A 12433-nucleotide genomic window follows, 5' to 3' on the forward strand; every position below is an offset into this window, starting at 1 on the left:
GCCCCCTCCCACACTTGCAATGCGTTTCAAATGTGGGAGGGGGCTTGCCCCCGATGGCGTTATCCGCCATCACACAGCAATCAGCTCTGGCACTTCGGGCAAAACACGCTCGCCCGCTGCCCCAGCACCACGTTGCACAATTCGCTGCCGCAGACTTTGCACGCCTCGCCGCCCCGGCCATAGACGAACAGTTCCTGCTGGAAATACCCCGGCTGCCCGTCGCCGCCGATAAAGTCGCGCAACGTGGTGCCGCCACGCTCGATCGCAGCGGCCAACACACGCTTGATCTCGATCGCCAGCTTCAAATAGCGCCCGCGCGAAATGCCGCCGGCGGCCCGACGCGGATCAATGCCCGCCGCGAACAGCGCTTCCGTCGCGTAAATATTGCCCACGCCCACCACCACCGCGTTGTCCATGATGAATGGCTTCACCGCCATCGACTTGCCACGGGACAGCTGGAACAGACGCTCGCCATCAAACAGGTCGGTCAACGGCTCCGGCCCGAGGCGAACCAGCAGTTCGTGGTTGTGCGGGTCCTGGCTCCAAAGCATCGCACCAAACCGCCGTGGGTCGGTGTAACGCAGGGCCATTCCCGATTCCAGCTCGATGTCCACATGCTCGTGCTTGGCCGCCGGCATGCCGACTTCCACCAGGCGCAGGTTGCCCGACATGCCCAGGTGGCTGATCAAGGTGCCGACTTCGGCATTGATCAACAGGTACTTGGCGCGCCGCTCCACCAGCACGATGCGCTGCCCCGACAGGCGCACGTCCAGGTCCTCCGGGATCGGCCAGCGCAGGCGCCGCTCACGCACCACCACACGGCTGACCCGCTGGCCTTCCAGGTGCGGGGCGATGCCGCGGCGGGTGGTTTCGACTTCGGGTAACTCGGGCATGTGTACCTCTTGAAAGACGGGTCAGTGCGCGCCCAGTTCGCGGATCGATAACTTCAGGCTTTCGAAGTCGTAATCCGACAGGCCCACGTAGTCCAGCACCAGATGGCCAATCGCATTCCACTCATGGTCCACCGCCTGGTTGCCCAGCACCCGGTAGGACGAACAGATGTGCTCGGCCATTTTCAGGATCGCCAGCAGGTTTTTCAGCTGCGAGTTGCGTGACGATTCATCGCTGAACACCGCCAGGGCGTTGTGATGGTTGGCGATGGCGTCGGTCACGTGCTCCGGCAGGCGCCAGGATTTGGCCGTGTAATAGCCGACCACCGCATGGTTGGTGTTGAACGCATTGTTTTCAGTGTCGACCACCCGGCAGTCGGGGCCGGCGTTGCCATAGGCTTGTTCGAGCACTGCCATGTAGTTGGGGAAACGCTTGAGCATCAACGGCACGCCGCAATCGTGGAACAGCCCCAGGGCGTAGGCTTCGTCCACTGCCTGGGAGCCGGTACGCTTGGCCAGGGTGAGGCAAGTCATGGCCACATCCTGGGCGGTGTCCCAGAAGCGGTTGAGGGTGACGATTGTGTCGTCGCTCATTTCACCCTTGATAGACAGCGCGTTGATCAGGTTGATGATCGAACGGCTACCCAGCAGGTTCACCGCACGCTGGATCGAAGCGATCTTGTTGCTCAGCCCGAAATACGACGAGTTGACGATCTTCAGCAACGCGCCGGAGAGGCCCGGGTCCTGGGAGATCAGCCGCGCGATCACTTCCAGGTCTGGGTCAGGCATGTACTGCTCCATCTGCAAATCCACCATGATTTGCGGCTGGGGAGGCACGCTGATGCCTTGCAGGGCCTGTTGGATCTGTTCGGCGGAAAGCTCTTGGGACATAAGTACATACTCTGGGCTAGGCGGGGATTCTAACCTCTAAGCAAACCTGACCGACACCCAAATGCCCGATTGAAATCGGACTAAATGTGGGAGGGGGGCTTGCCCCCGATTGCATCACCGCCGTACGTCAGATACACCGCGCCGCCTGCATCGCGGGCAAGCCCACTCCCACATGAACCGCGCCGCAACAGGTATACTCCCGCTCTTTTTTCCGGAGCGACGTCATGTCCCTGCCAAGCCTGCGTCTCAAAGCCAACGCCGATCGTCGTTTGCGCAACGGCCACCTGTGGGTCTACAGCAACGAAATCGACGTGGCCGCCACCCCACTTCACGGCTTCCAGGCGGGCGACCAGGCAATCCTGGAAGCGGCCGGCGGCAAGACTCTGGGCATCGTGGCCATGAGCCCGAACAACCTGATCTGCGCGCGCCTGCTGTCGCGCGACATCAAGTTGCCGCTGGACAAGTCGCTGCTGGTGCACCGCATCAACGTCGCGCTGTCGCTGCGTGATCGCCTGTTCGACAAGCCGTTCTACCGCCTGGTCTACGGTGATTCCGACCTGTTGCCGGGCCTGGTCGTCGACCGTTTCGGTGACATCCTGGTGGTGCAGATCGCTTCGGCGACCATGGAAGCACATAAGGAAGACGTGATCGCCGCGCTGACCCAAGTGCTCAAGCCGAGCGGCATCCTGTTCAAGAACGACTCTGCCGCGCGCGACGCCGAAGGCCTCAACCGCTACGTCGAAACCGTATTCGGCCTGGTACCGGAGTGGGTCGCGCTGGAAGAAAACGGCGTGAAATTCGAAGCCCCGGTGATCCAGGGCCAGAAAACCGGCTGGTTCTACGACCACCGCATGAACCGCGCGCGCCTGGCCCCGTATGCCAAAGGCAAGCGCGTCCTCGACCTCTACAGCTACATCGGCGGCTGGGGCGTGCAGGCCGCGGCTTTCGGCGCCAGTGAAGTGTTCTGCGTCGACGCCTCGGCCTTCGCCCTGGATGGCGTGGAGCGCAACGCCGCGCTGAACGGCGTCGCCGAGAAGATGACCTGCATCGAAGGCGACGTGTTTGAAGCCCTCAAGGAACTGAAAGCCAGCGAAGAACGCTTCGACGTGATCGTCGCCGACCCACCGGCCTTCATCAAACGTAAAAAAGACATGAAGAACGGCGAAGGCGCCTACCGCCGCCTGAACGAGCAAGCCATGCGCCTGCTCAGCAAGGACGGCATCCTGGTCAGCGCTTCGTGCTCGATGCACCTGCCGGAAGACGACCTGCAAAACATCCTGCTGACCAGCGCCCGTCACCTGGACCGCAATATCCAGATGCTCGAACGCGGCGGCCAGGGCCCGGACCATCCGGTGCACCCGGCAATTGCCGAGACTCGCTATATCAAGAGCATTACCTGCCGGTTGTTGCCGAATAGCTAATGCCGTTGGCCTGTAGGAACCTCCGGGTTCCTACAGATTTTTAGGAAGTTTCGTCCCGCCCCAGGTTTTGACTTTCGTCAGCTCAGGCCCTGGCGTTGAACTCATGGGCACGGCGCCCCCCACCCGTCCCGAAGCCGCCTCGTTAACGGTTCCAGCCATTCCCTCCAGCCTCCAGCGGTGTAGAATCGGGCCTATTCATCGCCAGTCATCCCCCGGCGGGTTTATGAGCTCGAGGCCCAAGCACGCGGCGATCCCGCGACGCGAGTGGCAACTTTTGGACACACGGCCATTTTCTGAGTGTTCCAGACGTCAATAGAGGCTCACTTCCCTTTAGTACCTGATTAGAAGTACCTGATTAGCCGCCCGGAGTGCTCCAATGCCTGATTACCGCTCGAAAACATCCACCCACGGCCGCAACATGGCCGGCGCGCGCGCACTGTGGCGTGCCACGGGGATGAAAGATGACGACTTCAAAAAGCCGATCATCGCGATTGCCAACTCGTTCACCCAATTCGTACCGGGCCACGTCCACCTCAAGGACCTGGGCCAACTGGTCGCCCGCGAGATCGAACGCGCCGGCGGTGTCGCCAAGGAATTCAACACCATCGCCGTGGATGACGGCATTGCCATGGGCCATGACGGCATGCTGTATTCGCTGCCGAGCCGCGAGATCATCGCCGACTCCGTGGAATACATGGTCAACGCCCACTGCGCCGACGCCATCGTCTGCATCTCGAACTGCGACAAGATCACCCCTGGCATGCTGATGGCCGCCCTGCGCCTCAATATTCCGGTGATCTTCGTGTCCGGCGGCCCGATGGAAGCCGGCAAGACCAAGCTCGCCTCCCACGGCCTCGACCTGGTTGACGCCATGGTCATCGCCGCCGATTCCAGCGCTTCTGACGAGAAGGTCGCGGAATACGAGCGCAGTGCCTGCCCGACCTGCGGTTCGTGCTCCGGCATGTTCACCGCCAACTCGATGAACTGCCTGGTCGAAGCCCTGGGCCTGGCCCTGCCGGGCAACGGTTCCACATTGGCTACCCACAGCGACCGCGAGCAGCTGTTCCTGCAGGCCGGCCGCACCATCGTCGAGCTGTGCAAGCGTTACTACACCGAGAACGATGAGTCGGTACTGCCGCGCAATATCGCCAACTTCAAGGCGTTCGAAAACGCCATGACCCTGGACATCGCCATGGGCGGTTCCACCAACACCATCCTGCACTTGCTGGCCGCCGCTCAGGAAGCCGAGATCGATTTCGACCTGCGCGACATCGACCGCCTGTCCCGCCACGTGCCGCAACTGTGCAAAGTCGCGCCGAACATCCAGAAGTACCACATGGAAGACGTGCACCGCGCCGGCGGGATCTTCTCGATCCTCGGTTCGCTGGCCCGTGGCGGCCTGCTGCACACCGACCTGCCGACCGTGCACAGCACGAGCATGGCCGAAGGCATCGCCAAATGGGACATCACCCAGACTGACGACGAAGCCGTGCATCACTTCTTCAAGGCCGGCCCGGCGGGCATCCCTACGCAAACCGCGTTCAGCCAGTCGACCCGTTGGGACACCTTGGATGACGACCGTGAAAACGGCTGCATCCGCAGTGTCGAGCACGCCTACTCTCAAGAAGGTGGCCTGGCCGTGCTGTACGGCAATATCGCCCTGGACGGCTGCGTGGTGAAAACCGCCGGTGTGGATGAATCCATCCACGTGTTCGAAGGCCGCGCCAAGATCTACGAAAGCCAGGACAGCTCGGTGCGCGGCATCCTTGCCGACGAAGTGAAAGAAGGCGACATCGTGATCATCCGCTACGAAGGGCCGAAAGGTGGCCCGGGTATGCAGGAGATGCTCTACCCGACGTCCTACCTGAAATCCAAAGGCCTGGGCAAAGCCTGCGCGTTGCTGACCGACGGGCGCTTCTCGGGCGGCACCTCGGGCCTGTCCATCGGCCACGCTTCGCCAGAAGCGGCCGCCGGCGGCGCAATCGGCCTGGTGCAGGATGGCGACAAGATACTGATCGACATTCCGAACCGCTCGATCAACCTGTTGATCAGCGACGAAGAACTGGCCGCGCGCCGGGTCGAGCAGGACAAGAAAGGCTGGAAGCCGGTGGAGAAACGTCCACGTAAAGTGACCACCGCGCTGAAGGCTTACGCGCTGTTGGCCACCAGTGCCGACAAGGGCGCGGTACGTAACAAGGCGATGCTCGACGGCCTGTAAGCCTCGCGCATAAAAATGCCCCGCCACGTGCGGGGCATTTTTTTGCCTGAATAAAATCTCCAAACCAATAGAGATCAAATGTGGGAGCTGGCTTGCCTGCGATAGCGGTGGGTCAACCGACTCCTGTATTGCCTGATGCCCCGCCTTCGCGGGCAAGCCCGCTCCCACATTCGGCCGCGTGCTCATGTTGGAACTCGGTCAAGTGTGGGAGCGGGCTTGCTCGCGAAGCAGGCGACACGGTCTTACTGAATCTCATCCGGCTTGACGATCACCCAGTTCTTGTCCGCCGTCACTGGCAGCCCTTCCTTGGCCTGGGCCGCTGCGTGCTTGGCCATCATGCCGTTAAGTTGGGTCATGTATTTGTCCTTGCGGTTGATCCACAGGTGGATGCCGCCCTTGGCCACATCCACATCGTGGAACAGCATGTAGCCGTCGCTGGTCGGTGTGTCACCACCGACGATCAACGGTTTTTTCCATTCGTCGATGTAAGTGAGGATTGCCGCGTGTTTGCCGGCCATCCAGGTCGCCGGGGTCCACAGGTACGGGGTGAGTTCCAGGCCGAGGTTGGCCTTCTCGTCATATTTGCCGGCAGCGATCTGTTTGCGCGCGGTGGTCAAGTCGCCGGTCTTGCGGTCTTTGAGCATCGTGGTCACGCCGATCACGTTCTCGGGTTTGACGTTGTAGCCGTACTTCGGATCGGCGGCGACCATGCGCACCAGCTCTTCTGAAGCGGCGGTCATCACGTAAACCTCGATGCCGTTTTCGGTCAGTTTGTTGAACAACTCAGCCTGCCCAGTGAAGACCTTCGGCGGCTGCACCTCGGATTTCTTCACCGCGTCGCCTTCAAAGTAGGTCACCGGCACGGGTTTGCCGGACGCCATCAACTCGTCGACCTGGACCTTGAGTTCCTTGAGGGTGAAGCCCGAAAAAATCTGCGCCACCCATGGGTAGCAGACCATGTCGTCGACTTCGCAGAGGCGGTAGTAATAGCTGAACAGGCTTTCCTTGTGGTCGGCGGTATCCTTGAACGGGATCAGCTTCAGCGACGGGTCCATGCTCTCGCGGGTGATCAGGCCTTTGTTTTCCATGTACGGCAGCAGGGATTCTTCGAGGTCGTAGCGGTAGCTGGTGTTGTCCATGTCGAACACCGCGAAATTGCCCTTGTTGGCGTTGGCGGCGATCATCTTGTTCAGTTGCTCGGCGGCCGGCGCCGGCCAGTGTTTCAACTCGGTGGCGGCGAACGCCTGAGCGGCGAGTCCGAGGCAGAATGCGGCAGATACCAGTAGTTTCGGCGCGAGCTTCATAGGCGTTGTCTCCCTGAGTGAAAGACATCGACGCTAACAAATCCCTGTGACAGTTCCCACTACGAGCGCGACCGCTTGCGTCGCGATAACGCCAGAGGCATATGCCTGGGCGTCAAACCCTTATTCCAAAAGCGACAGTCGCCATTCCATATCGGTATTAAATCAATATATTTCAAGCTGTTAGCATTTCCGGTTCGCAATCGCAGGCTCACGCGATTGGCTGCCTTCTCAACGGAGCTTCAATGAATCTGCCCCTGATTCTCAACTTATTGGTGTTCGTGGCCCTGTTGCTGGGCCTGGCACAAACCCGCCGCACACACTGGAGCCTCGCCAAGAAGGTTCTTTTCGCCTTGGTCCTCGGCGTGCTGTTTGGTGCGGCATTGCACACGATTTACGGCGACGGCAACCCGGTACTCAAGGCCTCGATCGGCTGGTTTGACCTGGTCGGCAACGGCTACGTACAACTGCTGCAAATGATCGTGATCCCGCTGGTGTTTGCTTCGATCCTCAGTGCCGTGGCGCGTCTGCATAACGCCTCGTCCCTGGGCAAGATCAGCTTCCTGACCATCGGCACGCTGCTGTTCACCACCGCGATTGCGGCGCTGATCGGTATCGGCCTGACCAACCTGTTCGGCCTCACCGCCGAAGGCCTGGTGGCCGGCACCCAGGAAATGGCGCGCCTGCAAGTGATCCAGAGTGATTACGCGGGCAAGGTCGCCGACCTGAATATCCCGCAGTTGCTGCTGTCGTTCGTACCGGCCAACCCGTTTGCCGACCTGGCCCGGGCTAAGCCGACCTCGATCATCAGTGTGGTGATTTTCGCCGCCTTCCTCGGGGTTGCCGCGCTGCAACTGCTCAAGGACGACGTGGAAAAAGGCCAGAAAGTGCTCAGCGCCATCGACACCCTGCAAGCCTGGGTGATGCGCCTGGTGCGCCTGGTGATGAAGCTCACGCCGTACGGCGTGCTGGCGCTGATGACCAAGGTGGTCGCCGGTTCCAACCTGCAGGACATCATCAAGCTCGGCAGTTTTGTGGTGGTCTCGTACCTGGCCCTGGGCCTGATGTTTGTGGTGCACGGCCTGCTGCTGTCGCTGGCCGGGGTGAACCCGCTGCGCTTCTTCCGCAAAGTGTGGCCGGTGCTGACCTTTGCCTTCACCAGCCGCTCCAGCGCGGCGGCGATTCCGCTGAGCATTGAAGCGCAGACCCGCCGCCTGGGTATCCCGCAGTCCATCGCCGGGTTTGCCGCCTCATTTGGCGCGACCATCGGCCAGAACGGCTGCGCGGGGCTCTATCCGGCGATGTTGGCGGTCATGGTGGCGCCGACGGTGGGCATCAACCCACTGGACCCGCTGTGGATCGCAACCCTGGTGGCAATCGTGACCTTGAGCTCGGCGGGTGTGGCGGGTGTGGGCGGCGGTGCAACGTTTGCCGCGCTGATCGTGCTGCCGGCAATGGGCCTGCCAGTGTCACTGGTCGCGCTGCTGATTTCCGTGGAACCGCTGATCGACATGGGCCGAACGGCGTTGAACGTGAACGGTTCGATGACGGCGGGCGCGATTACCAGCCAGATCATGGGGCAGACGGATAAAGCGTTGTTGGAGGCGGATGAGCATGCCGAGTTAGCGCAGGCCTGACAGACCGCTATCGGGGGCAAGCCCCCTCCCACCGTTGATCGAGTTCCAATATGAGAACGCGGTCGAATGTGGGAGGGGGGCTTGCCCCCGATGCTTTTAGGCTTTCGATACTTGTGTAGAACGATGAGCCCAGAGCGTAGGTGATCAAATAGCTGACTTGCTAGTAGCGATTTGAGGTGGCGGCTGTGCGCAGGTTCGCGGACCGGCGATTAAGGAACCGGCATACCCGAAGGTATCCCGCGTACAGCCACCATAGCGCCGCACAGTAGACGATAAAAAATCGTCAACTCAAAGGAAGCAATGCTTAATCGATCCGAGCCGCGAAGCCCAACCACTGCGTTTGCAGCGGTGTACGGAGACTAAAAATCAAGTGTCCTAGGGACAACTGCAAAGACTTGTCGGACGTTTCCGTTTTTACCAATACCTAGTCGAACGGTCAGTTGTCTGGCTTTCCATCATTCAGCAGCATTTCCTGGCGCCACTGCGGCGTATCTGAAAAAAGGAAGTGCCATGAACCAAACCGCTCCTGACGTTCAACCAAATCATTGCCCAGCCAAAGCCATCTGTAGAACGCGCATGGGCGACGAAATCATGCCAAGTTACCACCCGGAAAGCCTCATTTGAGGCGCTACAACATCACGACTGGTGCGAAGACCACCGCAGGCGGCGAGGTGATCAGCGGCATGGAGCGAACCAGCTTCAACGGTCGGATGATCGCCAGGGAGGGTGACCGGGTTGCTTGTCCGGCATGCGGCACGGAAGGTGTCATTGTGCTTACCGGCCCTCACCTACACGAAGATTGGGGCGGCAAACAAGCGGCGCTTGAAGGCGATCTGTGTATGTGCAAATGCGAGCCGCCACCGACGCTGATCGCCAATCAACACTCCAAGAGCCAAGACTTCGAACCACAACCCCAGCGCGATACCTTTACCTGGACAGGGCCAAACACACCCAACCCGCCCGTTTCCCACTTCTCCAATCCCGGCGCAATGAATCGTACCGCTGACACGTGCGTGTTCGCCAAGTCATGCGTCTCGGTGCCGGCCGGTTCGACGGCTGCGGGAACCGGCCCTGAACACGCTACGAACTTTGGCACCACAGCCGTCATGGCTTCGACCGGCACTGCGGGCGCTGTCGGGAGGGTTGCTGGAACACTTGGCAGCGACCTTGGTGCGTGGGCCGTGCGCGGGCTGGCCGGAGCCAGTTCCGCCCTCAACCTCGTGCTGCTGGCATTCTGGCCTCGGGATATCGGTGATTCAACGCTGTACACCCCGGAGCAGTTGGAGGGGATGCGTTCAGCCAGTACACGGGTGCGTTTCCAGTTTCGCCAGGATGAGTCCGGTGAACTGCGCGTTTACGGCATACATACCAGGCCTGGAAGTGGCGCAGATCGTGTGCCTGTCGCACAAGCCAGATGGAATGCTGACAAAAGCGCGATGGTGGCGGTGCTCGATGGCATCAGCATCACTTGGACGCCAAATCATGGGCCGGTGGTGAGTGTGCCGAGCCCGTATCCCGGCACACCGGAACGCCTGGATAATGTGTTCGTTCATCCGGTTGCAGTGGGGCAAGATTCAGCATTAAGTCACTATCCGGGCCGGGAAGCTGAGGATGTTACCTGGCAGGATACGATCATTTCGTTTCCCGCTGATTCGGGTGTACCGCCGCTATATTTGGTGTTTGCCAAGCCAGCGGTAAGACCTTTAGAAGTGGATACATATGGCGCTTTCGATGGGCGACCACGAGAAGGTATGCATGTTGACCACATTCCCTCCCAAGCGGCGTTACGACGTTTCCTGAAGGGAATCAATCCGGATATAAGCGCAAGAAAAATACAGGAATATCTCAAAAATGCAGCCAGTGTTGCCATTCCTGCCCGCACTCATCAGCAATATAGCGAGACTTACGGTGGTCGAAACAGTGCAAGTAGACAAGACAAGGACGCTCAAGATCTCAGAGCCGCGGTAGACAGCAACCTATCTGCTCTGCAACCTTACCTATTGAAAGATGGTTATTCTCAAACTGACATTGAGGCAGTTCGTATTAAGATGCATGACATCAATCAAAAGCATGGGTGGTACTGATGAGCGCGGCGATGATTAATGATTGGATTAAAAGTTTGGGTCGCACCTATGATGATTTGGTTTCAAATGCCATCATTCCAAACCAGTCATTAAATCCATTATTCAGCGCCATCGAAAATAATGAATTCATTCAGTATCCTATACCCGGGGCTGAACTTTGGTTTCTGGATAATAACAGAAGGTTTGAAAAAATTATTTTGACACTTATCCAGACTGATGAGGGAGAGCCTGTTTATAACGCTAGCTTGCCGTTTCCGTTCGAACTTAAAATGACACAGTCCTGCGTACGAAGCCGATTCGGCACCCCGATAAAATCATTAGGTGCAGCTAAAATTCCTGGGAGTAATGGAAAGGAAATGGGTGGATGGGAGGCCTATCGGCTACATGAAAGAAACCATCCAAATGCTCGAGTAGGATTCAGCTACACCTCTGATCTCTTGGTGAAAACGCTCACTTTCGCATTGATCGATGTAACTAGAACCGACATTTAGTCGCACCCTCGCTCCGCATGGGAATGCGGTCCTGAAAGCTCCGCGTCCGTCGGGGGAGTAACGAGGCGGGTGCATCGCAATACCGGCTCGGGTTCACCAGAAATACAGTGAGGCCTTTGGAGGGAGAAATACAAAACTCAAACAACAGGCAGATGCTGCTGATTTGCGAAGTGCGGTAGAACAAAATTTTTATGCAATAAAGCCCTACATGCTTGAGAAGGGGTTCAAGGAAGAAGACTTTGAAGATGCGCTGGCCAAGATGCATAGAATCAATAAAGAACTGGGGTGGTATTGATGGATGCTCAAACCATTAAGTTGTGGGTAAAGAGTTTAGGGATGAACTTCACCGAACTTGTAGCAGACGGGAAGATTCCCAATCTACCGCTGGTGAAGCCGTTTGAGGACAGCAATTGGCCAACCATGCATCCGGTAGAGGGTGTGGAATTGCTCTTCAGTGACCCTGCGAGGCTTCCCGGGGGGCTGGGTATGCGGGGGGGGGGGCTGGGATACCTATAGGCTGTCCAGCGAATCACATCCGAATGCCAAAGTTATAATTAGTTATCTTGAAAACTGTGCTGTGAATAACATCAGTTTCTCGTTGATCAATTCCGGCCTTGACTGACCATCTATGTGGTTCTGATGCAGGCCAACTAATCTGAGCGTTCCCACGCTCCGCGTGATGATGCAGCCCTAGACGCTCTGCGTCCGATGTTTAAAGCGGGGCGCGGAGTGTGGGGACGATCTTAGCCGCGTTCCCACACTTCAAAGTTGTACGCCGGCTTGTCCCCTTGCGCCGGATTCTCGACGTTCGACACCAACTTCCACTGGTTCGCATCAAACGCCGGAAACCACGCATCCCCTTCCGGGCTCAACGCAACGCGCGTCAGGTACAGCCGATCTGCCTGCTCCAGCCCCTGCGCATACAGTTGCGCGCCGCCGATCAGCATCAGCTCATCCACGCCCTGCTCCAGCGCCCAGGCTTCAGCCCGCGCCACGGCGGCATCGAGCGACGGAAAAACTTCCGCACCTTCAAGCACCAGATCGGTCTGACGGCTAACCACGATATTCAGGCGCCCCGGCAGCGGTCGGCCCAGGGAGTCCCAGGTCTTGCGCCCCATGATGATCGGCTTGCCGAGCGTGGTGGCCTTGAAGTATTTGAAATCCCCCGGCAAGTGCCAGGGCATGCTGTTGTCGACGCCGATCACGCGGTTTTCACCGAGGGCTGCGATCAGGCTTAAAGGGAGAGTTTTTTTCATGGCGACGAGAATACCAGAGCCGCGACCGAGCGGTTATGCTCCAACCTCACTTGCTCAACAGGACAGCGCGTGACTGCACTGAACCCCTTGCACACCCTCTGGCTGACGGAAACCGTGCGCCTGCGTGAAGAACACGCCGGCCCGCTGGAAGACCTCGAAGCCAACCGCCTGGCCCGCGCGGCCGGTGGCGATCTGCCGACGCGCATCCAGCAGCGTGCCCTGCACCTGGCCGAGCGGGATGGCC

The 12433-nt window shown here is 59.2% G+C and carries 9 protein-coding genes and 1 pseudogene; 6 read left to right on the forward strand and 4 right to left on the reverse strand.

Annotated features, from left to right (window positions below; translation table 11 throughout):
* Window positions 1-80: 80 nt before the first annotated feature.
* Both mutM and WBR57_RS13555 read right to left on the reverse strand, forming a co-directional pair.
* On the reverse strand, window positions 81-893 hold the full coding sequence (mutM, locus tag WBR57_RS13550; protein WP_424084245.1) for a bifunctional DNA-formamidopyrimidine glycosylase/DNA-(apurinic or apyrimidinic site) lyase: 813 nt from the start codon (window positions 891-893) through the stop codon (window positions 81-83).
* 21 nt (window positions 894-914) lie between these two features.
* Window positions 915-1727: an HDOD domain-containing protein gene (locus WBR57_RS13555; RefSeq protein WP_424084252.1), complete on the reverse strand. Its 813-nt coding sequence runs from the start codon at window positions 1725-1727 to the stop codon at window positions 915-917.
* 278 nt (window positions 1728-2005) lie between these two features.
* Here WBR57_RS13555 and WBR57_RS13560 point away from each other — a divergent pair, with 278 nt between their 5' ends.
* Together WBR57_RS13560 and ilvD are read left to right on the forward strand one after the other, a co-directional pair.
* Window positions 2006-3202, forward strand: a complete 1197-nt coding sequence (locus WBR57_RS13560; RefSeq protein WP_003213799.1) for a class I SAM-dependent rRNA methyltransferase — start codon at window positions 2006-2008, stop codon at window positions 3200-3202.
* Window positions 3203-3578: 376 nt separating this feature from the next.
* Window positions 3579-5420, forward strand: coding sequence for a dihydroxy-acid dehydratase (ilvD, locus tag WBR57_RS13565; protein WP_424084246.1), 1842 nt, complete (start codon window positions 3579-3581; stop codon window positions 5418-5420).
* A 242-nt stretch (window positions 5421-5662) separates the two neighbouring features.
* Here the strand turns inward: ilvD and WBR57_RS13570 are convergent, their stop codons facing one another.
* Complete coding sequence (locus tag WBR57_RS13570) at window positions 5663-6724, reverse strand: haloacid dehalogenase-like hydrolase (protein ID WP_424084247.1); 1062 nt, start codon at window positions 6722-6724, stop codon at window positions 5663-5665.
* 242 nt (window positions 6725-6966) lie between these two features.
* Between WBR57_RS13570 and WBR57_RS13575 the strand changes: the two genes are divergently transcribed.
* From WBR57_RS13575 to WBR57_RS13585, 3 genes are all read left to right on the forward strand, one after another.
* A complete protein-coding gene (locus WBR57_RS13575) occupies window positions 6967-8358 on the forward strand; it encodes an L-cystine transporter (protein WP_424084248.1) in 1392 nt (463 codons plus the stop codon).
* Between the two features lie 620 nt (window positions 8359-8978).
* Complete coding sequence (locus WBR57_RS13580) at window positions 8979-10442, forward strand: S-type pyocin domain-containing protein (RefSeq protein ID WP_424084249.1); 1464 nt, start codon at window positions 8979-8981, stop codon at window positions 10440-10442.
* Window positions 10442-10933, forward strand: a complete 492-nt coding sequence (locus WBR57_RS13585) for a DUF6392 family protein (protein ID WP_424084250.1) — start codon at window positions 10442-10444, stop codon at window positions 10931-10933. The genes WBR57_RS13580 and WBR57_RS13585 overlap by 1 nt, the downstream gene beginning before the upstream one ends.
* Window positions 10934-11676: 743 nt before the next feature.
* On the opposite strand, the gene WBR57_RS13590 is transcribed toward WBR57_RS13585, so the two are convergent.
* Window positions 11677-12189 carry a dihydrofolate reductase gene (locus WBR57_RS13590; RefSeq protein WP_424084251.1) on the reverse strand — a complete coding sequence of 171 codons (513 nt, stop codon included), beginning with the start codon at window positions 12187-12189 and terminating at the stop codon, window positions 11677-11679.
* 69 nt (window positions 12190-12258) lie between these two features.
* On the opposite strand from WBR57_RS13590, the pseudogene WBR57_RS13595 reads away from it, so the two are divergent.
* A pseudogene (locus WBR57_RS13595) lies at window positions 12259-12433 on the forward strand (DUF2868 domain-containing protein); the annotation flags it as partial.

The sequence above is a fragment of the Pseudomonas sp. genome (assembly GCF_049590575.1).
Lineage (GTDB): Bacteria > Pseudomonadota > Gammaproteobacteria > Pseudomonadales > Pseudomonadaceae > Aquipseudomonas.